24 protein-coding genes and 1 tRNA gene are annotated in these 18,440 nt (G+C 64.7%); 10 read left to right on the forward strand and 15 right to left on the reverse strand.

Annotated features, from left to right (window positions below; genetic code table 11):
* The first annotated feature begins 112 nt into the window (after window positions 1-112).
* From KBX14_RS09755 to KBX14_RS09765, 3 genes are all read left to right on the forward strand, one after another.
* Entirely contained in the window at window positions 113-910 is a 798-nt protein-coding gene (locus tag KBX14_RS09755) for a YwiC-like family protein (protein WP_070975173.1), read from the forward strand.
* 79 nt (window positions 911-989) lie between these two features.
* Complete coding sequence (locus KBX14_RS11340; protein WP_370687096.1) at window positions 990-1,676, forward strand: hypothetical protein; 687 nt, start codon at window positions 990-992, stop codon at window positions 1,674-1,676.
* A gap of 5 nt (window positions 1,677-1,681) precedes the next feature.
* The gene (locus KBX14_RS09765) at window positions 1,682-2,008 is read left to right on the forward strand and encodes a type II toxin-antitoxin system HicB family antitoxin (RefSeq protein WP_070975172.1); all 327 of its coding nucleotides are present in this window, start codon (window positions 1,682-1,684) and stop codon (window positions 2,006-2,008) included.
* Window positions 2,009-2,065: 57 nt separating this feature from the next.
* Here KBX14_RS09765 and KBX14_RS09770 read toward each other — a convergent pair whose 3' ends face one another.
* The 7 genes from KBX14_RS09770 to KBX14_RS09800 form a co-directional block, all read right to left on the reverse strand.
* Complete coding sequence (locus KBX14_RS09770; protein ID WP_256042442.1) at window positions 2,066-2,389, reverse strand: Rv3654c family TadE-like protein; 324 nt, start codon at window positions 2,387-2,389, stop codon at window positions 2,066-2,068.
* 2 nt (window positions 2,390-2,391) lie between these two features.
* Entirely contained in the window at window positions 2,392-2,655 is a 264-nt protein-coding gene (locus tag KBX14_RS09775; protein WP_070975122.1) for a hypothetical protein, read from the reverse strand.
* Window positions 2,656-2,657: 2 nt separating this feature from the next.
* Window positions 2,658-2,828, reverse strand: coding sequence for a DUF4244 domain-containing protein (locus tag KBX14_RS09780; RefSeq protein WP_083290824.1), 171 nt, complete (start codon window positions 2,826-2,828; stop codon window positions 2,658-2,660).
* A 76-nt stretch (window positions 2,829-2,904) separates the two neighbouring features.
* Window positions 2,905-3,459, reverse strand: a complete 555-nt coding sequence (locus KBX14_RS09785) for a type II secretion system F family protein (protein ID WP_071569544.1) — start codon at window positions 3,457-3,459, stop codon at window positions 2,905-2,907.
* The gene (locus tag KBX14_RS09790; protein ID WP_256008213.1) at window positions 3,456-4,205 is read right to left on the reverse strand and encodes a type II secretion system F family protein; all 750 of its coding nucleotides are present in this window, start codon (window positions 4,203-4,205) and stop codon (window positions 3,456-3,458) included. Before KBX14_RS09790 ends, KBX14_RS09785 begins: the two co-directional genes overlap by 4 nt.
* Entirely contained in the window at window positions 4,202-5,299 is a 1,098-nt protein-coding gene (locus tag KBX14_RS09795) for a TadA family conjugal transfer-associated ATPase (RefSeq protein WP_256000683.1), read from the reverse strand. Before KBX14_RS09795 ends, KBX14_RS09790 begins: the two co-directional genes overlap by 4 nt.
* Window positions 5,296-6,279 carry a hypothetical protein gene (locus KBX14_RS09800; protein WP_256000682.1) on the reverse strand — a complete coding sequence of 328 codons (984 nt, stop codon included), beginning with the start codon at window positions 6,277-6,279 and terminating at the stop codon, window positions 5,296-5,298. The genes KBX14_RS09795 and KBX14_RS09800 overlap by 4 nt, the downstream gene beginning before the upstream one ends.
* 153 nt (window positions 6,280-6,432) lie before the next feature.
* Between KBX14_RS09800 and KBX14_RS09805 the strand changes: the two genes are divergently transcribed.
* The 3 genes from KBX14_RS09805 to KBX14_RS09815 all read left to right on the forward strand — a co-directional run bounded on the left by KBX14_RS09805 (window position 6,433) and on the right by KBX14_RS09815 (window position 8,463).
* On the forward strand, window positions 6,433-7,239 hold the full coding sequence (locus KBX14_RS09805; RefSeq protein WP_070477314.1) for an HAD family phosphatase: 807 nt from the start codon (window positions 6,433-6,435) through the stop codon (window positions 7,237-7,239).
* An 81-nt stretch (window positions 7,240-7,320) separates the two neighbouring features.
* Window positions 7,321-7,833 (forward strand): phage holin family protein, encoded by a 513-nt coding sequence (locus KBX14_RS09810; RefSeq protein ID WP_256000681.1) that lies wholly within the window; start codon window positions 7,321-7,323, stop codon window positions 7,831-7,833.
* A gap of 81 nt (window positions 7,834-7,914) precedes the next feature.
* Window positions 7,915-8,463: an alpha/beta fold hydrolase gene (locus KBX14_RS09815; protein WP_256000679.1), complete on the forward strand. Its 549-nt coding sequence runs from the start codon at window positions 7,915-7,917 to the stop codon at window positions 8,461-8,463.
* Here KBX14_RS09815 and KBX14_RS09820 read toward each other — a convergent pair whose 3' ends face one another.
* The 3 genes from KBX14_RS09820 to nth are packed head-to-tail and all read right to left on the reverse strand — an operon-like array spanning window position 8,464 to window position 10,969.
* The gene (locus tag KBX14_RS09820) at window positions 8,464-9,645 is read right to left on the reverse strand and encodes a MarP family serine protease (protein ID WP_070477313.1); all 1,182 of its coding nucleotides are present in this window, start codon (window positions 9,643-9,645) and stop codon (window positions 8,464-8,466) included.
* On the reverse strand, window positions 9,645-10,199 hold the full coding sequence (locus tag KBX14_RS09825) for a TlpA disulfide reductase family protein (protein ID WP_256000678.1): 555 nt from the start codon (window positions 10,197-10,199) through the stop codon (window positions 9,645-9,647). Before KBX14_RS09825 ends, KBX14_RS09820 begins: the two co-directional genes overlap by 1 nt.
* A complete protein-coding gene (nth, locus tag KBX14_RS09830) occupies window positions 10,196-10,969 on the reverse strand; it encodes an endonuclease III (RefSeq protein ID WP_256042443.1) in 774 nt (257 codons plus the stop codon). Before nth ends, KBX14_RS09825 begins: the two co-directional genes overlap by 4 nt.
* A 222-nt stretch (window positions 10,970-11,191) precedes the next feature.
* On the opposite strand from nth, the gene glxR reads away from it, so the two are divergent.
* Complete coding sequence (glxR, locus tag KBX14_RS09835; RefSeq protein ID WP_070363256.1) at window positions 11,192-11,875, forward strand: CRP-like cAMP-activated global transcriptional regulator GlxR; 684 nt, start codon at window positions 11,192-11,194, stop codon at window positions 11,873-11,875.
* Window positions 11,876-12,245: 370 nt separating this feature from the next.
* Here the strand turns inward: glxR and KBX14_RS09840 are convergent, their stop codons facing one another.
* The 4 genes from KBX14_RS09840 to KBX14_RS09855 all read right to left on the reverse strand — a co-directional run bounded on the left by KBX14_RS09840 (window position 12,246) and on the right by KBX14_RS09855 (window position 14,135).
* Window positions 12,246-13,055 carry an MBL fold metallo-hydrolase gene (locus tag KBX14_RS09840; RefSeq protein ID WP_256042444.1) on the reverse strand — a complete coding sequence of 270 codons (810 nt, stop codon included), beginning with the start codon at window positions 13,053-13,055 and terminating at the stop codon, window positions 12,246-12,248.
* A 78-nt stretch (window positions 13,056-13,133) separates the two neighbouring features.
* The gene (locus KBX14_RS09845) at window positions 13,134-13,598 is read right to left on the reverse strand and encodes a RidA family protein (protein ID WP_256042445.1); all 465 of its coding nucleotides are present in this window, start codon (window positions 13,596-13,598) and stop codon (window positions 13,134-13,136) included.
* Window positions 13,599-13,601: 3 nt separating this feature from the next.
* Window positions 13,602-13,757, reverse strand: coding sequence for a DUF4177 domain-containing protein (locus tag KBX14_RS09850; protein ID WP_145945277.1), 156 nt, complete (start codon window positions 13,755-13,757; stop codon window positions 13,602-13,604).
* Window positions 13,758-13,778: 21 nt separating this feature from the next.
* A complete protein-coding gene (locus KBX14_RS09855; RefSeq protein WP_083329365.1) occupies window positions 13,779-14,135 on the reverse strand; it encodes a WhiB family transcriptional regulator in 357 nt (118 codons plus the stop codon).
* Between the two features lie 155 nt (window positions 14,136-14,290).
* On the opposite strand from KBX14_RS09855, the gene KBX14_RS09860 reads away from it, so the two are divergent.
* Window positions 14,291-16,684 (forward strand): transglycosylase domain-containing protein, encoded by a 2,394-nt coding sequence (locus tag KBX14_RS09860; RefSeq protein WP_370687095.1) that lies wholly within the window; start codon window positions 14,291-14,293, stop codon window positions 16,682-16,684.
* 20 nt (window positions 16,685-16,704) lie between these two features.
* Here KBX14_RS09860 and KBX14_RS09865 read toward each other — a convergent pair whose 3' ends face one another.
* A complete protein-coding gene (locus tag KBX14_RS09865) occupies window positions 16,705-17,154 on the reverse strand; it encodes a GatB/YqeY domain-containing protein (RefSeq protein WP_070975162.1) in 450 nt (149 codons plus the stop codon).
* Window positions 17,155-17,246: 92 nt separating this feature from the next.
* On the opposite strand from KBX14_RS09865, the gene KBX14_RS09870 reads away from it, so the two are divergent.
* Both KBX14_RS09870 and KBX14_RS09875 read left to right on the forward strand, forming a co-directional pair.
* Entirely contained in the window at window positions 17,247-18,095 is an 849-nt protein-coding gene (locus KBX14_RS09870) for a metallophosphoesterase (protein WP_256042447.1), read from the forward strand.
* A gap of 50 nt (window positions 18,096-18,145) precedes the next feature.
* Window positions 18,146-18,222: transfer RNA gene (locus KBX14_RS09875), tRNA-Pro, on the forward strand.
* Window positions 18,223-18,440 lie beyond the last annotated feature (218 nt).

The following is an 18,440-nucleotide window of genomic DNA, read 5'->3' on the forward strand; positions in this document are numbered from 1 at the left end:
TTTACCTCGAAAGCCCCGGAACGATCCCTGCACTACGAAAGTAGGAGTAAATCGCCGGGGTTATTGATTTTTCAGCTTAATCGTAGTCTTTTTGATTGATACACTGCTGAGCATGGATAAACGCACACTCCGCATGTGGATCCCGAACCAGCACGGCGCGTGGGCGATGGCGCTCACCCCCGCCATTGTGGGGACCCTCGGCGTCGCGTTCGGTGCAGAGCGCTTCCCGGCCGCGATCGTGTGGTTGTTGATTGCGTGGTTAATTGGATATTGCGCGTTCTTCGCATTTGGACAGGCAGCGCGGGCGCGCACCGTGGAGCGTCGCCGCCAGTACATGCCGCCAGTACTCACCTACGGAGCGATCTCCCTGGTCGCGGTGACGATCGTGGTCGTGCAGGATCCGTCGGTGCTCGAGTGGGCGTGGCGTTACGCGCCGCTGGTCTGGATCGCGGTGTGGGAAACGCTGCAACGCAGGCCGCGCTCGCTGGCCAGTGGCGCGGCGACGACGGTCGCCTCCGCACTACTGGTCGCGGTAATCGCGCACCTAGCCGGGTTACCGACTGGCTGGTCCAGCCCGGCGATGGCGGCAACAACATTTTTGGCGCTCTACTTCACCGGGACAGTCCCGCTGGTCAAGACGATGGTGCGTGACCGCGGCAGCAGCGCCATGTTGGCGTTCAGTATCGGCTACCACGTGGTGGCAATCGTGGTGATGGTCGTATATGCCCTCCTTGTTGGGTTCGGTTGGTGGATGGTCGCGGTACTGGTGTTGGCACTGGCCCGCGCGGTGTACTTCCCACTGAGCGCGCGTCGCGGAAAGCGGTGGACTGCCAAGGACATCGGCAAGGCGGAGGTTGTGCCGTGCGTCCTGGCGGCGCTCGCGGCGCTTGGAGTGCTGCTCACTGGTTAGAACGGCGCCTGACCAGATTGAGCAGGGTGTATCACAGATCTTCCGCTTCTCTGGCGGTAAAGCTGGGATACTGTAGTTTATGTCCTCTCGAAAAATTCTGCTTCGTCCAGAGTATAGCCATCCAAGCTCTTTATGGCCGTCTAAAGAACTAGTAATCTCTGAGCCTAAAAACCTAGGGTTCTATCTTCCTGAGGAGATAGGGATTAAGCCAGCTTTAGGAAACGAAATCCTTGAGTGGACGAGGGAATTTCAGGATAATTTTCTCGAGAAACCCGATAGCTTTCATCAGCGCCCGCGCTGGAAAGACCAATTCGATAGATTTCAATGGTATGACGCGGGCTGGGATATCACGTACGCCTTGAGAGATTCATTCCCATCGACGCAGATCATTCCCCGGTTTTCGCAATTTGTTTTTCCATCAATGAGCGAAGAGAGAATTTCGGAAAGCAGCCACTATGCCTTCCCGGGGACGAACGGGAAGGGTACGTGTCCATCAAGGAATGTCGGGAATAATGAAGAATTGTGGATCGCGCCGTCTGGGACAAATATTGCGAACCAAAACCTAAATAAGTTCAAGGGCTTCTTACCCGCGCCGATATATGCTTTTCCTCATAAAATAATCGATGATCAAACCTACAAGACCCCGTGGCCGGGTGACCCTCGTGTCAATATTCAAAATGCGAAGGGCAAGGCCAAGCCATATCAAGTGAACCAGGTTCTCGAAGCAATTGAGAAACTAGGCACGCAGAAGAGTGAATCGGAGTAGCCAGCATGGACATCAATAAGTACACCTATCAAGTCTCCTGGTCGGAAGAAGATCAGGAGTACGTGGCGACCGTGGCTGAGTTCCCCTCATTGTCTTGGCTGGATGCAGATCGGCACCAGGCCGAGCGCGGTTTGATTGATCTTGTGACTGAGGTTGTCGAAGACATGGAGGCCTCCGGCGAGGCGGTTCCCGTGCCATTGGGCAGTCGTAACTATTCGGGGAAGTTCAATGTGCGCACGTCTCCGTCGCTGCATCGGCGGTTGGTTATCGCCGCTAAAACAGAGGGAATTTCTCTCAACGCACTAGTCAATCAAAAACTCGCGTCCGTCTAACTGGCGCACAGACCACACACGCACTGAGATGCTCACGACGAGACGGCACTCGCAACGCTAGACCGGCCCGGCGCGCGCCGCCTGCACGGCCCGGCCGACGCGCACGCTGACCTGCACGTCCGACTCGTCGACTTCGCACGTGTCGACGCTTCCACCGTTGGCTTGGGCGGTGTCGTTGGCGGCGGAGCAGGCGTCGACACCTTGGTAGAGGGCGGTGGCCGCGGCGACGGCTGCGAGGTCGGCAGCGACGCGCGCCCGATGGGTGTTCGCCACTCCGGAGACCACCGCCGCAACCGCAATCGCCAGCGCGGTCACCGCGGCGATGATGCCGGCAGTGGTGACAGATGCGGAGCCCTCGTCGTTTCGGAGTTGACCAAGCATGGCTAGCCCCCGAACTCGGTTGGGAAGACGGCGGTGGCCTCCATGCCGCGCACGCGGGCAGTCACGGTGACCATGCCGCCGCGTTCCTGGGTGGTGACGCGCCCGGCGGGCGGGTCGTAGTCCAGGCCGATGGCGTGCGCGCGGGCTGCGGCCCCGGCGATGTCGACCGCCGAGATGTAGGCGCCCATCGTGGCCAGCGCCGCGACGATCGCACCGGCAACGACCACCAGGGCACTCAGGGAGAGCGCTGCCTCGATGGTGTTCATGGCTAGCCCGGCTTATTGGTCAGCGCGTCGGTGATCACGCCTTCGATGGCGTCGGAGACGCCGTTGCTGGTGACCACCATGTAGAGCACCCCGGCAAGGGCGGCGGCCGCCAACGTACCAAAGGCGTATTCGATGGTGGACAAGCCGTCGTCGTTGGATAGTTTCGCCTGCATATGGGCGGTAATGCGGGCAGCGGCAGCGTGGATAAAGTTGGTAGACATTTCATTCTCCTTATTAGTTGTTGGTGTTTTAAAACAGGGTTTGGCCGAGGCTGACCACCACGGGCGCCAGGCCGAGGACGAAGAACGCCGGCAGGAAGAAGGCGGTCAGCGGGAGTGCGATGAGCACCCCGGCGCGCTCGGCGCGGGCGGTGGCGTGGTCGGCGGCGTCTGCGGTCAAGCTGACCGCGATGCGCTCGCAACCCGCGGCGAGGGTTGCACCCGTGGCGTTAGATAAGGCCACCAGGTGCGCGAGCTCCTCACCGCCCGGCACTGTGTGCAGTTCCGCCCAGGCGCGTGCCGGATCGGCCCCGAGCGCGCTGAGCGCCGCCACGGTGTGCCAGGGGCTTGGGTCCTCGCCGTGGGTGTCGGCCACTGCGCCCGCGGCAGCGGCAACCGGCAGGCCTGCGCGGCAGCACGCCGCGAAGAGCCGGATGTCGGTTGCGCTCCTGCCGGGGCTTGGCGACGGCCCGTCCCGCGGGGTCTTCGGCGCACGGGTCACGTCGCGCCCCACCCGGCCGCGCGGGCTGTGCCCGGCGACGGCCATCGCGCCAGCGACGCACAAAGCGGTAACAAACGTACTCATTGGGTTGCCCTTTCAATGATGTGTTGTGACGTACAGAAACCGGCCCCCACCAGCGCGGTGCCGGCAATGAGCAGCACCCCGCCCAAGTTGGTGCCGGTCAAAAAGTGCAGCGGGCGCGCCCCCATCGCGGCGCCCATCCCGATCCCGGCCAGCGGGAGCAGGGAGAGCACCACCGCGCTCGTCTTCGGCCCAGCCAGCGCCGCAGCGGTGGTGGCGCGGTGGCGCAGCGCAGCGTCGATCTCCTCGCGTGCGGCGGTGACCAAGGAGGCGATCGGCACGCCGCGTTGCACCCCGACCCGCCACAGGGCCTCCACCCGGGACAGCTCCGGGGTGCGAAGCCCCGCGGCGTCGCCGGTGCGTAGCACGTGGCAGAACAGGGAGGCGTCAGCACGCAGGTCGGTGGGGGTGGTGTCGGGGAGTTGGTCGGTGGCGCGCAGCGTGGCGTCGAGAAGCGAGGAACCTGCCTGCAAGCTGGCGCTGATGTGCCCCAAGAACTGCGAGGCCGCCTCTTGGCGCCGCACCAGCACCTGCCCGGCGCGGCGCCGCGAGTAGGCGTAGAGCACCGTCGCCCCGACGAGCGCCGCAGCGATGACCACCGCCGCGCGATCCGTCACGATGACCAGCAGCGCCACCGCGAGCGTCACCGGCGGCGCCCACCCCCACGACACCACGCGCGGGCGAATCCGATGCGCGGGCACCCCTCCCGTCCAGGCCACACAGGCCGCGAATGCGAACAGGTACGTCATGGCCGCTGCCAAATCACTCGCGTGGTCACCGGGTTGCCCTCCAAGACGCCGATCTGGTGCAGGACGCGGCGGCCGTCGGGGCGGCGCTGCATCACAATCACCGTGTCCAGGGCTGGCGCGAGCTGCGCGTGCAGGGCGTCGCGCCCCATCCCGCCGAGCGCAGCGAGCGCCTCAAACCTGGCCGGGACCTCCTCGATCGCGTTGGCATGCAAGGTGCCAGCGCCGCCCTCGTGACCGGTGTTCAGCGCCGCGAGGAGGTCCGTCACCTCCGCCCCGCGGATCTCCCCCACCACGATCCGGTCCGGGCGCATCCGCAACGACTGGCGCACCAGGTCCGCGATCGTCACCTGGCCGGCACCCTCCGTGTTCACCGCCCGCGTATTCAGGTTCAGCACGTGCGGGTGGTTCGGGGTCAGCTCCAGGGTGTCCTCGATCGCCAGGATCCGCTCGTGCGGCGCCACCTCTGCGAGCATCGCGGAGAGCAACGTCGTCTTGCCCGACCCGGTCCCGCCCACGATGACGAAGGCGCGCCGGGCCCGCACGATTTCGCGCAGCATCTCGGCGCGTTCCTCGTCCATCGTGCCGCTAGCCACCAGCTCGTCGAGGGTGGCGGTGGTGGTGCGCAGCACGCGCAGCGACAGGCACGTGCCTGCCACGGCCGTGGGTGCCAGCACCGCGTGGAAGCGGATAATCGAGCCGTCCGGCCTGCGGAAATGGCCGTCGCAGTAGGGTTGGGCGTCGTCAAGGCGGCGCCCGCAGCGCAGCGCCAGGCGCGTGGCCAGGCGGCGCACGGACTCCTCGGAGTCGAAGCGGATCTCGCTGCGCTCGAGGCCGTGCCCGCGGTCCACGAACACGCGGTCGGGGGCGTTGACGCAGATGTCGGTCACCTCCCCGCCGGCGAGCAGCGGTTCCAGGGGCCCGGCGCCGGAGGTGTCGTCGCGAAGTTGGCGCATCGCGGCCAGCACGTCCACGTCACTGATGACGACGGCCTCTTCGCGGATTAGCGCCGCAAGCCGGGTGGCATCGATCTCCCCGGGCTCGTCGGCCATGCGACGCTGCACGCGTAGCAGCAAGTCGCGGTCGATGAAGCTCATGAGGCCACCTCCTCGAGCACAGCCTTCGCCGCCTTCGCAAGCCCAGTAGGCAAGCGCGACGGTAGGCCACGCTGCTCAACGCGCTTCGTCAGCCCGCGGACCTGGCCGATGGTGGCCACCACGCGCGAGCCCGCAATGGCGGCGATCTCGTCCACCCCGATGCCGGCCCACCCGATGTCCCTGACCACCAGCACGTGCCGCAGCCCTGCTCGTTCGCACTCGGCGACCAGCTGCGCCGCCGCCGATACCGCCCTGACCTGCGGGGCGACCAGGATCGCCACTACGTCGCAGCGCGCGGGCAGCTGCGCGCACGGGGCGTCCACCACGGTCACCCCGCCGGTGCCGAGCACCTCCACCAGCGCCTCAAGATCTCCCACATCAGCCCCGAAACCAGCGCCGGAGACCTCCCTGCTACACGTCATCACCGCCACGCCGTCCGGGGTGGCGGGCAGCGCGCGGCGCACGTCCTCGCGGGCGACCGCGCCCTCCCCGATCGCGATCTCGCCCCACCGCGCGCCGATCTCCTCCTCAATACCGAGCAGCAAGTCCAGCCCGCCGGAGTGCGCGTGCCCATCAACCAGGGTCGAGGGCGCCGCGGCCCTGGCGCACGCCGCCGCAAACGTCGAGGCGCCCACGCCGCCGGACGCGCCCACCACGCCGATGACCCTGCCGCGTTCCTTCGGTGTCCGCAGCGCCCCAATCGCGCGCAGCAGCTGCCCGGACTGGTCCGGGACGTCGTAGGCGCCACGCTGCTGGCCGAGCTCGAAACAATTCGGGCGGCGCAGCACTGCGGGTGGCAGGTGGGTGGCGAAGTGGGCGTCGATAAGTATGGCGAAGGCCTGCTCACAGCGGCGGGCGACCTCCGCCGGCTCGGTGCCACTGAGGTCGGTGACGGGCATACCTGTTGCCGCCGCGAGGTGCATGGCCTCGGGGTGCAGTGCCGCGTCGTTGACGGCGATGGTGATGTTGTGCGTGCTCATGGCTTCGAGCATCACCCACGCCACAACCGCCCTACAACGATTTGGAACGCGCCTGTGGATAACTCCGCTGTTCCCTGAACGCTCGACCCTGATTTGTGGATAACATTCTGCACAGCCCAACGCGTTCGTGTATGTGGCGTTAGAATGTGCCTCATGGCTTCGAACTCGGCACCGGTAGCGGCGTTTTTTGATCTGGATAAGACGATCATCGCCACGTCGTCCGTGTTCGCCTTCGGCAAAGAGTTCCTGAACAACGGCATGATCACGCGCCAGGAAGCGCTGGACCTCTACCTGACCAAAGCCGCCTACATGCTCATCGGGCAGAGCAGCGAAAAGATGGACACCACCCGCGACAACCTGGCCAACATGATCACCGGCTGGAGCGTCGAGGATGTCACCGCTGTGACCACCGAGACCATGCACAACGTGATCACCCCGGCGATCTACTCGGAGGCCCGCGAACTCATCGAGGCGCACCGCGAGCTCGGCCACGACGTCATTATTATTTCGGCGTCGGCAAATATTCTGGTGGCGCCGATTGCGAAGGAGCTGGGCATCGACATGATTGTCGCCAGCGAGGTCGAGGTTGTCGACGGCACCCTCACCGGCCGCATCACCCGCTACCTCAAAGGCGACGCTAAAGCCGAAGCCATCCGCGAATTCGTCGCCGAACACGGCTACGACCTGGAGCGAAGCTACGCCTACTCCGACTCCGCCACCGACATCCCAATGCTGGAGCTGGTGGGCAACCCCGTCGCCGTCAACCCGGACCGGGCGCTGCGCAAGCACGCGCAGGCGGAGGGCTGGGACGTGCAGACGTTCAAGAACCCGGAGCCGCTGATCCAGATGCCGAACGCGAAAGAGGTCGGTATCGGGGCGTCCGTCATCGCGGGCGTGACCGCGTTGGCCGTGGCAGGGACGCTGCTGGCGAAGGCCATTAAGAAAGATAAGTCTGCCTAGACCCTGAGGGTGTGCGACAAATCCCATCAATGGTTGCTAGGGTTGAGTGCATTCAATAATCGCAGGAAGGTTGAAAATACAGTGAGCAACGAAGGTCTGTACACCAGTGGAACGTCCGGAGTGTCCGCAAAGGTTAACTCGATTCCTTTGCACGACACCGATGTCACCCACCCGGGCAAGGACTCCATCGGTACGTTGATTTCGAACGCCTCCGAGCAGGTTTCCACGCTTGTTCGCGGCGAGATTGAGCTGGCCAAGGCCGAGGTCATCGGCGAGGCCAAGAAGGGCGCTGTTGGCGGCGGCCTGCTGGGCGTCGCAGGGGTTATCGCCCTGTACTCCTCCTTCTTCCTCTTCTTCGCATTCGCCGAGATGCTGTCCTCCTGGATGCACCGGGGTTGGGCGTTCCTGATTGTCTTCGCCATCATGATCGCCCTGGCGGGCATCCTGGCACTGGTCGGCGTGAAGAGCCTGAAGAAGATCCGCGCGCCGAAGAAGACCATCGATTCCGTCAACGAGCTGAAGAACCTGCGCCCAGGCCAGGCACAGAAGAACCTTGCCAAGGACAGCTCCGGGCTCTACACCGGCTCGAACTAGGGCGTGCCACACTTTTCGACGTCCCCTTCGGCCATCGACCTACCTGGTCCCTTCACCCACGAGTGGTTGCACACTCGTGGGTTGCGTCTGCATGCGGCCGTCGCAGGCGACCCTACGAATCCGCTGCTGTTGCTGCTGCACAGCGCGTTCGGCGGCTGGTACGACTACCGCAACCGCATCGCCGACTTTGCCGATTCCGGCTACCACGTTGCAGCCCTCGACCTGCGTGGCTGCGGCCTGTCCGACAAGCCGGTGCGCCGCAGCGGCGACGCCCTCCTGCTGCACGCCGGTGACCTGAAGGGCGCGATCCACACGCTGGGCCACGACTCCGCGGAGGTGATCAGCGCGGGCGCCTCCACCGTGATCACGAACACGCTGCGGGAGCGCTCCCCGCACCTGGTCACGTGCCACACCTCAGCACCATGGACCGGCAGCAAAGCCGCTTTCTTGCCGACGCCCCTCTACCGCCACTTCCCGGCCCTCTTTGACCAGCTGTGGCTGCGTGACCTGCTGCGTAATCAGCCCGAGGACGCCACCGCCGACCACCTGCGCCTGCGCCGGGACGGCACCCACATCACCAACGCGCTGCCCTACATTCTGGAGCTCGCGCGCATCGAAGCCCGCATGTAGCTAGCGCCCGACGCACGCCCCCGTACCAACCTGCTCACGCAGCCCAGCGATCTCGCCCGTACGCTCCAGGATCTGCTGCGCGGTGAGCACGTAACCGGTCTCCGTGGCGTCCACAGAGGCACCGAACACCATGCCCGCGACACCGCCGGACGGGGTCAGCATCGGCCCACCCGAGTTGCCCTGACGGATATTGCCGCGGATCGTATACACCTGGCGTTGCACGTGCCGCTTCGCGTAAATATCGGGGCCAGACAGGCTGACTTGGTTGCGCACCCGCACCGGCATCGCCTCAAACGGGCCGGACTCCGGGAAACCCATCACCAGGGCGCTGTCGCCGGTGCGCAGCGTGCCCTCGGCCCAGCGCAGCGGCGCGATCCCCAGCGCCTCCGCGTGCAGCACCGCGATGTCCGCCTCCGAGTCGTAGAAGACCACTTTGGCCTTCTTCACCCCAAGCACCGTGTCCAAGGACACCGTCTCCGTACCCGCCACCACGTGCGCGTTGGTGAGCACGTAGCCGTCCTCGATCACGAATCCGGAGCCCATCAGCCGCCGACTGCAGGACTCCGCGTCCCCCATCACGTGCACCACGGAGGCGCGGACGGCGTCGACAAGCTCGGGGCGCGCAACCGACGGGTCCGGGGCGTCGACCTCCGCATGCCCATCCGAGGCAAACGGGGAAATCAGCGGCGGCAGACCCGAATCCGCCAGCACCGCCGCCACCTGCGACGGCAACTGCTTGCCCGCCGCCGGCATCGCAGCATCAATCTGCGTGAGCACCCGCGAGCTCTGCAAGTGCTTCGCCCACGCACCCGGCAACGACGCCGCCAACGGCATACACACGCACCACACCAACGCCACCGCCACGGCCCCCTGGAACAGGGCACCGAACAGCGAATCGAGACGCTGCGCCGCCTTCCGTCGGAACCGGTCATGCACCCAGTCACCCACCGTCGATCCCGCGAAGGACCCCAGGCAGACCACCAGCACAACCACCACAATAAGCACCGCCACGCGCACCCACTGCGCTTCCGCGCGCTGAATCAACGGCGGCACCCCCACCACCGCGAGCGTCAGGCCAGCCACGATCCCCAGGGCCGACAGCACCGCCGAAAACGCACCGCGCCGCCAACCACTCACACAGGCGGCGAGCACGATGATGAGGATGAGGACGTCGATAAGCACTAGAGCCCCACCGCTTCCTCAAGCTCCTCCAGCGAGTGGAACTCCTTCGGGAACAACCCCACCTGCCGCCCATCGCGCAACACCAACGTCAACGGCACCACCGCAGGCAGCCCCAACGCGCCCGCGAACGCATTCTCACCGTCCTGGTAACTCGGCACATCGACACCCAGATCCCCCAACAACGCCGCCCCATTCGCAGCGTTGCCATCCGCGTGCACACCCACCACGCGCACGTCCGGGTGCGCCTTCGCCAGCGCGTCAAACAACGGCAACTCCGCGCGGCACGGCTCGCACCACCACGCCCACACGTTCACCACCGTCAAGCCCGACTCCGACTCCTGGCCCGACTCCCCACCCAAACACGGCAACGCGACACCAGCCACAGTCGGCCCAGGACAATCCGGGCGCTGCGCCACCTGCGCCGTCGTGGCGGGCTGGTTATCCGGCTGCGCCGGTTCCCCAGGGCGCAACAACTGCCACGCACCCCCAACCACCAGCGCCGACACCACCACAATCGCAGCGACGCTCGCAACCACCGACCTACTCGCGCTCACACCTGCTCCATCTCGCCCTTGACACGTTTCGCCGCCTCAGCAGGATCCGTCGGACCCTCCAGACCAAAGCTGGGACAATCGTACGCGATAGGGCAGACACCACACGCCGGCGACTTGGCATGACACACCCTCCGGCCCTCAAAAATGATCCGATGCGAAAACATCGTCCACTCCGAAGGCTCAATCAACTCCGCCACAGCATGCTCAATCTTCACCGCGTTCGAGCCCAAGGAGGCGTCGATAAGCTTCAGCCTGTGCATCAAACGCTGAAAATGCGTATCGACGGTCAGCCCCGGCCTCCCAAACGCATTCCCCCGCACAACGTGCGCCGTCTTGCGCCCCACACCCGGCAAGCTCACCAAGTCCTCCAACGCGACCGGCACCTCACCCCCAAAATCCGACACCAACTTCTGCCCCAACCCAATCAAGTTCGCAGCCTTCGCGCGGAAGAAGCCCGTCGGGCGAATGATCTCCTCTACCTCCGCCTGCGCCGCCGCCGCATAATCCGCCGCCGTCGGGTACGCCCGGAACAGCGCGGGGGTGACCTGATTCACCCGCACATCCGTCGTCTGCGCCGACAACACCGTCGCCACCAGCAGCTCCAGCGGGTTCGAAAAATCCAACTCCGCATGGGCATCAGGGAACGCTTTCGCCAGCGTACGATTAATCCTCCGCGCACGACGCTTCCGCGCCAACGGCGACTCCTCCCCCTTCAACACCGGATGCTTACCAGGGACCCGCCGCTGCTGCGGCGTCAACGAACCAGACATGCTTTCTCACCTTAACGGGGTAAGCGATACGATGGACGCATGGCAGTACTCTTAGTCGTCGCGATTCCCCTCATTCTCGGGCTGTTCACCATAGGAATGGAACACCTAGAGTCCGCAGTCGTCGACTAGTGGTACAGTTCCAGTGTGGTGTGACTCACGCACACTTCAAGAGCTAACGTGACAACCGACACGGACTGTCACACCCGTCCACAAGGAGGATTCATGGAAGGCGCACACGAAATTCTCGCCCGCGCGGGCATATTTCAAGGCGTGGATCCCGCGGCCGTCGCAGCACTGATCCAAGACATGGAAACAGTCACATTCAACCGCGGCACCACTATTTTCGACGAAGGTGAACCCGGCAACCGCCTCTACATCATCATCAGCGGCAAAGTGAAACTCGCGCGCCACGCCCCCGACGGACGCGAAAACCTCCTCTCCGTCATGGGCCCCTCCGACATGTTCGGCGAACTGTCCATCTTCGACCCAGGACCACGCACCTCCTCCGCAGTGTGCGTCACCGAAGTCACCGCGGCCACCATGGACTCCACGCTGCTGAAGAAGTGGATCGACAACCACCCTGAAATCTCCCAGCAGCTCCTCCGCGTCCTGGCCCGCCGCCTCCGCCGCACCAACGCGTCCCTCGCCGACCTCATCTTCACCGACGTCCCCGGCCGCGTTGCCAAAACCCTCCTCCAGCTGGCCAACCGGTTCGGCACCCAGGAAGGCGGCGTCCTCCGCGTCAACCACGACCTCACCCAGGAAGAAATCGCCCAGCTTGTCGGCGCCTCCCGCGAGACCGTCAACAAAGCCCTGGCAACCTTCGCCCACCGCGACTGGATCCGCCTCGAAGGCAAGTCCGTGGTCATCGTAAACACGGAGCACCTCGCCCGCCGCGCGCGGTAGGCTGCTTTTCTAGTTTTTGCCTGTTTTGTGAGCCCCCGGGCCTTCCCCGGGGTTTTCTTCTGCACTTGTGAAGTTCTCCTTCACCGTCAGTGCCAAAGGACGCACCCTCTTTTAGGTAGACCTTTTACTACCAGGCTGTTTGAATGTCTAGTTTCTTCTGGATTGCGTCCCTTGGTACTGGAGCCCTGGGAGTGTGCACCAAATTCCCACACTCGGTTTCAGCGACCTGGGCCTTTGCAGACCGGCCTGCCCAAAACCGGGAATCTGGTGCCGAGCAGATTGAGCCAAGCACCAAAGGCAACACAAAAGCCCTAGTTGCCAGCATCCACAACTAAGGCAACTAGGGCTCTAGAACTCAAAACACCAACAACTAGTGTTCCTTCAGGTAACGCAGGGCGACGCGCGTGGACTGTTCGGCGGCGCCGCGGAGGACGGGGTCAACGTCGTCGTAAATGGCGTCGACGAGGGTGTTGATGTCTACGTCCTCACCGTACTTCTTCAAGGCCTCGCGGATTTGGTCGAGGCGCTGCTCGCGGCGGTCGATGTACTTGCGGGCGAACGCGGAGAGGTCCGGGGCATCAGGTCCGTGGCCTGGCAGCAGTGGGATGTTCTTGCCGCGACGCTCCAGCATGGAGAGCGTCTCCAGGTATTTGGCGAGGTCGCCGTCGGTTTCGGAGATCATGGTGGTGTGGCGGCCGGCGATGGTGTCGCCAGTGATGATACCTTCGAGCTGGTCGTCTTCGACGTCGTGGGTGTAGACGAAGAAGCAGGTAGAGTCCGCGGTGTGGCCCGGGGTCGCAACGACCTGGATCTTGGGGGAGACGCCTTCGATGGAGATGATTTCGCCATCGGTGAGCGGTTCGGCGCCGTGGGTGTAGCGGGCGTCAAGAGCGCGGATTGGGGCGCCGGTGAGCTGCGAGAAGCGGCGGGCGCCGTCGGCGTGGTCGTGGTGGCGGTGAGTCAGGAGGATGAGGGCAACCTTGTCCGCTTTGGACTGCAGGACGTTGAGGTGGCCTTCGTCTTCTGGACCCGGGTCGACGACGATGCTGTATTCATCTTCGGGGTCGCGCACAACCCAGGAGTTTGTGCCTTCGAGCGCCGCGTAGCTTGGATTGGGCGCAAGAACGACCGCGACGGATGCCGTTACAGGACGCAACTGACTATAAGCGGGATGCTGCATGCCACCCACCCTACCGCCTTGCGCGCGGAATTTGCTGCGAAACAACGCGATTCCCCCGCTTAGGGGCACCGCGCGGTATCACTGCAGCTCGACGATGATCTCCACTTCGACTGGGCTGTCGAGCGGCAGCACGGCAACGCCGACGGCGGAGCGGGCGTGGGCGCCGGCATCGCCAAAAATGTCGCCGATGACATCGGAGGCGCCGTTGATCACGCCGGGCTGGCCGGTGAAGGCCGGGTCGGAGGCGACGAAGCCCACAACTTTCACCACGCGCTTGATGCGCTCGAGGCCCACCAAATTATCGACGGCAGCTAACGCGTTGAGGGCGGCCTGCCGGGCGTAGCCGTAGGCGTCCTCGGCGGAGACGTCCGCGCCGACTTTGCCGGTGGCGGGCAGGGTGCCGTCGATAAATGGGAGCTGCCCGGAGGTGTGCACGTAGTTGCCGGTCTGCACCGCGGGAACGTAGGCCGCGACGGGCGCGGCGACGGCGGGCAGGGTGATGCCGAGTTCGGTAAGGCGCGCGGCCCAATCAGTGTGTGCCATGGCCTACTCCAGCGGGCGCTTCATGTAAGCGACGACGCTGTCCGGCGTCGGCCCTGGGGTGACGGTGACCAGTTCCCAGCCGTCCTCGCCCCAGGAGTCCAGGATTTGCTTCGTGGCGTGTGTGAGCAACGGAACCGTTGCGTATTCCCATTTCGTCATGGCCACTACCCTAGACGAATTCTAGAGGCCGATAATCTCGCGGCCGGCGACGAGGTGCTCGCCCCAGTCGTTGACCTGTGGGTTCTTGCGCAGGACGGCGCGGCGCTGACGCTCGGTCAGGCCGCCCCACACGCCGAACTCGACCCGGTTTTCGAGGGCCTCGGCGAGGCACTCGAGTTGGACGGGGCAGCGTCGACAAATTTCTGCGGCCTTGCGCTGCTCGGCACCTTGCACGAAGAGAGCGTCTGGGTCACCTGTGCGACAGATTGCACGAGTAATCCACTCCCCACGATCAAACACAAGATCCCCAGCAGAGTTCACACGGCGCGGAATGGCGCGGGTGTCCTCGTACGTCGCGGTTCCAAGAGTGGCAGTCATGAATCGGTCTCCTTTCAAGCGGAGGCAAAGTATAATACTTAGACCCATTAAGCGCTTGTAAGTGTATTCACAGGGTATGCACCTTGTAAAATGCATCACATGAAAGGTGGGGGCGTCCTATTCACTCTCCCCCGCGTTTCATTTAAGGTAACGGTGTGACTGCACTTCGTTCCTTTGGAAACCTTTTGCTCGGCCTTTGCGCCGTTGCGCTGGCGATTGCCCTGTGTTTGGCGCCGGTCGCAGGCCTGACGGGCCTCGCGATTGCGCGCACCGCGAATACAATGCAGTCGAATCTGCTCGACCTGACACACGGCGATGTCCCCGGTGTCACGACCGTTACGGACGTCAACGGCACCCCCATTGCGTGGTTATACAAACAGCGTAGATACGAGGTTCCAAGCGAAAAAATTTCAGCGCATGTAAAACATGCGCTGGTTTCCACAGAGGATCGACGCTTTTATATGCACGACGGCGTTGATATGCAGGGCTTCGCGAGGGCCATGGTGACCAATGTGCTCGCGGGTGGTGTCGAGCAGGGGGCGTCGACAATTAATCAGCAGTACGTGAAGAACTACCTGTGGCTCGTCGAGGCCGGTAACGACGAGGAGGCGCAGGCGGCGACCGAGCAGTCGATCCCGAGGAAGCTGCGCGAAATGCGCATGGCCTCCGACCTGGACAAGACGCTGACGAAGGACGAGATCCTCACCCGCTACCTCAACCTAGTTTCCTTCGGGAACCACGCCTACGGCATCGAAGCCGCAGCCCGCATCTACTTCGACATCCCGGCCGCTGAACTGAACCCGCCACAGGCGGCGCTGCTGGTGGGGCTGCTGCAGTCCGTGGAGTACCTGAACCCGTACACGAACCCGGAGGGCGCGACGCAGCGCCGCAACACCGTGCTGCAGAACATGGTGAACGAAGGCCACCTCACGCAGGCGGAAGCGGACCGCTACGCGGCGACCCCACTGGGCGTGGTGGACAAGCCGAAGGGTTTGCCGGACGGCTGCATCACCGCCGGTGACGCAGGCTTTATGTGCGACTACGCCCTGCAGTACCTGGAAAGCAAGGGCCTGAGCCTCGACGAGATCGAGCGCGGCTCCTACACCATCACCACCACCCTCGACCCGGCGGTGCAGGCCTCGACGGTGCAGGCGGTGCGTAACAACGTCAACCCAGCCACCCACGGCGTGGCCGAGGTCCTCAACGTGATCCGGCCTGGCACGGACTCCCGCGACATCCTCGCGATGGCATCCTCGCGCTACTACGGCCTCGAGCTGGAGAAGCACCAGACGATCATGCCGCAGCCGACCTCCATGGTGGGCAACGGCGCCGGTTCCGTGTTCAAGATTTTCACGGCGGCTGCAGCGCTCGAGCAGGGCTACGGCCTCGACTCCATGCTGAACACCCCGGCGCGCTCCGTGGTCTACGGCATGGGCAAGGGCGGTGCCGCCGGCTGCCCGCCGGGCGCCTACTGCGTGGAGAACGCCGGCGTCTACCCGCCGCAGATGACGCTACGCGACGCCTTAGCTCAGTCCCCGAACACCTCGTTCATCGAGCTCATCCAGAGCGTCGGCGTCACCCCAACAGTGGATATGGCGGTGCGCCTGGGCCTTCGCTCCTACACCGAACCCAATACGTTTGGCGACGGCCGCTCCGTCGCCCAAGCCGCGAAGGAAGAGAACATGGGCTCCTTCGTGCTCGGCCCCACGGCTGTGAACCCGCTCGAACTGTCCAACGTGGGCGCCACGCTCGCCGCCGGCGGCCGCTGGTGCGAGCCGAACCCGATCAAGAGCGTCGTGGATAAGCACGGGCAGGAAGTGTTCATCCAGCGCCCGCCGTGCGAGCAGGTCATCGACCCGGACATCGCAGGCGCGCTCGCCCTCGGCATGTCACACGACACTATCGACGGCACCGCCAAGGACGCAGCCGCCGCCTCCCGGTGGACCGCACCCGTCGCGGCCAAGACCGGCACCACGGAGTCCCACCAGTCCTCCGCGTTCCTCGGGTTCACCCGCGGAATGGCCGGCGCGCCATACATCTTCAATGACGGCACCCAGACCACCCCGCTGTGCACCGGCCCGGTGCGCCAGTGCTCCGCAGGCAACCTGTTCGGCGGCAACGAGGCCGCGCGCACCTGGTTCCAAGCCGCCCACGGCGTCCCAGGCGCCGCGGCAGCAGGCCTGCCGCCGACGAACGCGACCTACACGCGCGGCACGAAGCAGTCGGCGCTCGACGCCGTCGTCGGCCTCCCGGCCGCCACCGCGAAGCAGCAGCTCCAGGCGCAAGGGTTCAACGTGACCACCCAAACCGTCTTCGGCAACGGGGCACCCGCCGGCAACGTCATCGCAGCGATCCCCGCCAACCCCGCGCTCACGCAGGGCACCATGGTGACCCTCAACGTGTCCGACGGCAGCGCCGCCTCCCCTACTGCGTCGCCGTCGGCGTCCACCCCGCCACCAACGAGCACGCAGGCCCCCGCCGTCGACTTCGACGGCATCCAGCAGTCGCTGAACGACGCCCGCGATGCGCTCACGAACGTCTTCCAATAAGGCTGGTTCCTAGTTCATCCCTAGCTCAAGCGAGCCTTGACCGCCGTGGAGAGCCGCTTGCCGTCAACACGGCCGGCGGCTTTCGCGTTCGCAGCCTTCATGACCTGCCCCATCTGCGCCATGGACTCAGCGCCGACCTCGGCGACGGCCTCCTCCACCAGGGCGTCAACCTCCTCGTCCGTGAGCTGGGCAGGCTGGTACGCTTCGAGGATTTCGGCTTCGTGGAGTTCGGCGTCGGCAAGCTCTTGGCGGCCGTTCGTGGCGTAAATCTCCGCGGACTCGCGGCGCTTCTTCACCTCGCGGGCAATGATCTTCAGGATCTCCGCATCATCCACCTCGTGCTTCGTACCCTCGGTCTCAGCGGTCTGGATGGCGGCCAGCAACATACGGATCGTGCCGGTGCGTTCCTTCTCCTTCGCCTTCATCGCGGTTTTCAGGTCTGCGCGCAGCTGTGCTTTCAATTCACTCATGTGGGAAAGCGTAGTCCATCTGTACGCTAGGACGCGTGAATACTTCCCTCAAACGCCTCACGCGTGCCGCCGGCGTCATCGCTGCGACCGGCATGGCCACCGCCGCGTACGGCGTGAGCCAACTCAACAACTACCGACTGAAGGAATACACCCTCCCCCTCCTCCCGCCCGGCACCCTCAACGGACGCGACTCCTTCGACATCCTCCACGTCAGCGACCTCCACATGATCCCAGGCCAACGCGCAAAAGTCGCCTGGGTCTCCAGCCTCGCCGAACTCCGACCCGACCTGGTGATCAACACCGGCGACAACCTCTCCGACCCCAAGGGCGTGCCTTGGGTCTTCCAGGCCCTCGGCCCGCTCCTCGACATCCCGGGCGCCTTCGTCTTCGGCACCAACGACTACTGGGCACCCCGCCCCGTCAACCCCTTCAAATACCTCCTCGGCACGAAGCGCGAGCCCTCCTACGTCGACCTCCCCTGGGAAGGCATGCGCGCCGCATTCCAGGAGCACGGCTGGCACGACGCCACACACCGCAGGCTCGAGTTCAAAATTAACGACGTCCGCCTCGCCCTCGCAGGCGTCGACGACCCACACCACAACCTGCACGACTACTCCACCATCGCCGGCGCCCCCAACCCCGACGCCGACCTCTCCATCGCGCTTCTCCACGCCCCCTACCGGGAAGTCCTCGACGCCTTCGAGCGCGACGGCTACCAACTGGCGCTGTCCGGCCACACCCACGGCGGCCAGATCTGCCTACCTGGCGAGCGCGCCATCGTCACCAACGCCGACATCGACCGCGAGCGCGCCTCCGGCCTCCACCGCTTCGGCCGCATGTGGATGGAAGTCTCCAACGGGCTGGGCACCTCCAAGTACGCCCCCGTACGGATCTTCTGCCCGCCATCCGCAGCGCTCCTCCACATCACGGAGCGGTCCTGACCACGGCTTTTGTTTTTCGCGGGCACAGGAGTAAAGTAACCAGGTGCCCACGGGATATGGCGCAGCTTGGTAGCGCGCTTCGTTCGGGACGAAGAGGTCGCAGGTTCAAATCCTGTTATCCCGACCAATGAAAACCCCGCCGCTTTCGCGGCGGGGTTTCGCGTTGCTCAGGTGGGCTTGGGACCCGCGCACCACGGGTTAAGCGACAAAATGTGTGCTTTTCTCGGCGTGTCGACTTAAGTGACAAAATGTGTGCTTTTTCAGGGGTTGGGATGGGTGGGTTGTGGGGTGTTGTGCTGGGGCTATGAGCGTCCTGCCCAGCCGTGTCGGATGGCCCAGGAGGGG

The sequence above is a fragment of the Corynebacterium sp. CCUG 61414 genome, from assembly GCF_024453945.1.
Taxonomy (GTDB): Bacteria; Actinomycetota; Actinomycetes; order Mycobacteriales; family Mycobacteriaceae; genus Corynebacterium; species Corynebacterium pseudogenitalium.

Coding starts and splice junctions, on each gene's coding strand:
- KBX14_RS09755 (WP_070975173.1), top strand. CDS start 113: ATGGATAAACGCACACTCCGCATGTGGATCCCGAACCAGCACGGCGCG.
- KBX14_RS11340 (WP_370687096.1), top strand. CDS start 990: ATGTCCTCTCGAAAAATTCTGCTTCGTCCAGAGTATAGCCATCCAAGC.
- KBX14_RS09765 (WP_070975172.1), top strand. CDS start 1,682: ATGGACATCAATAAGTACACCTATCAAGTCTCCTGGTCGGAAGAAGAT.
- KBX14_RS09770 (WP_256042442.1), bottom strand. CDS start 2,389: ATGCTTGGTCAACTCCGAAACGACGAGGGCTCCGCATCTGTCACCACT.
- KBX14_RS09775 (WP_070975122.1), bottom strand. CDS start 2,655: ATGAACACCATCGAGGCAGCGCTCTCCCTGAGTGCCCTGGTGGTCGTT.
- KBX14_RS09780 (WP_083290824.1), bottom strand. CDS start 2,828: ATGCAGGCGAAACTATCCAACGACGACGGCTTGTCCACCATCGAATAC.
- KBX14_RS09785 (WP_071569544.1), bottom strand. CDS start 3,459: ATGAGTACGTTTGTTACCGCTTTGTGCGTCGCTGGCGCGATGGCCGTC.
- KBX14_RS09790 (WP_256008213.1), bottom strand. CDS start 4,205: ATGACGTACCTGTTCGCATTCGCGGCCTGTGTGGCCTGGACGGGAGGG.
- KBX14_RS09795 (WP_256000683.1), bottom strand. CDS start 5,299: ATGAGCTTCATCGACCGCGACTTGCTGCTACGCGTGCAGCGTCGCATG.
- KBX14_RS09800 (WP_256000682.1), bottom strand. CDS start 6,279: ATGAGCACGCACAACATCACCATCGCCGTCAACGACGCGGCACTGCAC.
- KBX14_RS09805 (WP_070477314.1), top strand. CDS start 6,433: ATGGCTTCGAACTCGGCACCGGTAGCGGCGTTTTTTGATCTGGATAAG.
- nth (WP_256042443.1), bottom strand. CDS start 10,969: ATGTCTGGTTCGTTGACGCCGCAGCAGCGGCGGGTCCCTGGTAAGCAT.
- glxR (WP_070363256.1), top strand. CDS start 11,192: ATGGAAGGCGCACACGAAATTCTCGCCCGCGCGGGCATATTTCAAGGC.
- KBX14_RS09840 (WP_256042444.1), bottom strand. CDS start 13,055: ATGCAGCATCCCGCTTATAGTCAGTTGCGTCCTGTAACGGCATCCGTC.
- KBX14_RS09845 (WP_256042445.1), bottom strand. CDS start 13,598: ATGGCACACACTGATTGGGCCGCGCGCCTTACCGAACTCGGCATCACC.
- KBX14_RS09850 (WP_145945277.1), bottom strand. CDS start 13,757: ATGACGAAATGGGAATACGCAACGGTTCCGTTGCTCACACACGCCACG.
- KBX14_RS09855 (WP_083329365.1), bottom strand. CDS start 14,135: ATGACTGCCACTCTTGGAACCGCGACGTACGAGGACACCCGCGCCATT.
- KBX14_RS09865 (WP_070975162.1), bottom strand. CDS start 17,154: ATGAGTGAATTGAAAGCACAGCTGCGCGCAGACCTGAAAACCGCGATG.
- KBX14_RS09870 (WP_256042447.1), top strand. CDS start 17,247: ATGGCCACCGCCGCGTACGGCGTGAGCCAACTCAACAACTACCGACTG.